The sequence below is a fragment of the Actinomyces oris genome, assembly GCF_001937445.1.
In the GTDB taxonomy this organism is placed as follows: domain Bacteria; phylum Actinomycetota; class Actinomycetes; order Actinomycetales; family Actinomycetaceae; genus Actinomyces; species Actinomyces acetigenes.
Genome location: NZ_MSKS01000082.1, coordinates 1 through 812, shown reverse-complemented (window position 1 = coordinate 812; position 812 = coordinate 1). Strand labels below are relative to the sequence as shown.

At 68.8% G+C, this 812-nt stretch carries 2 protein-coding genes; one reads left to right on the top strand and one right to left on the bottom strand.

The window, feature by feature from the left end; all coding sequences use genetic code 11:
- Positions 1-366, top strand: a 366-nt coding sequence (locus BKH20_RS13590; RefSeq protein ID WP_075391484.1) for an NAD(P)H-dependent oxidoreductase, incomplete at its 5' end; no start/stop codon positions are given.
- 80 nt (positions 367-446) lie between these two features.
- Here the strand turns inward: BKH20_RS13590 and BKH20_RS13585 are convergent.
- Positions 447-812 (bottom strand): NAD(P)H-dependent oxidoreductase (locus BKH20_RS13585; RefSeq protein WP_075391483.1); only part of this gene is annotated, 366 nt, incomplete at its 5' end.

The window sequence follows — 812 nt, the reverse complement described above, 5'->3', positions numbered from 1 at the left end:
CTGCAGTACCCCATGTACTGGCTCTCCTGCCCGCCCCTGCTCAAGAAGTGGCTCGACGACGTCCTCACCTTCGGCTGGGCCTACGGCTCGACCGGCACGGCCCTGCACGGCAAGGAGCTGCTGGTGGCCGTCAGTGTCGGCGGCGCCGGCAGCGCCTACGGCCGCGAGGGCGCGCACATCTACACGATCCACGAGTTCCTGCGGCCCATGCAGGGGACCTCGCGAGTCATCGGCACCAAGTACGCGGTGCCCTTCCTGTCGGTGGGCGCCCTGGAGATCACCGATGAGGCCATCGCCCGCCGGGCGCAGGACTACGCCGCGGTCCTCCAGACCCCCGAGCTTCCGATGCTCGACATCTTCGGCTGAGACGCCCGTGAGACGTGCTGAGGGCCCAGGCCGGTTTCGCCGGTCTGGGCCCTCGGGCATGTAGTTGCCTGCCGGTGGACTCAGCCGTGAGGCTCCAGCGCGGGCAGGTCCGTGGACTTCAGCGTGGCTGCGTAGTCCTCAGCCCGCTGGGCCAGGGCCTCATCGGTGATGGTGAGGGTCCCGGTGGTGGTAAAGGGCTCGAGGTAGGTCATCTGGACCATGTTCGCCGTCGCCTGGAGGGGGCGCAGCAGCTCGGTGAGCGTGTAGCCGTAAGAGGACTCGTGGCTGTAGGCGTCGCCGGGGCCGCCGGTGCTGACGGCCACCAGCAGCTCCTTGCCGGCCAGGGCCTTTCCGGTGGAGCCGTAGGCCCAGCCGTAGAGGAGCACGTCGTCGAGCCACTGCTTGAGCAGGGCGGGGGTGGAGTACCAGTACATGGGGTACTGCAG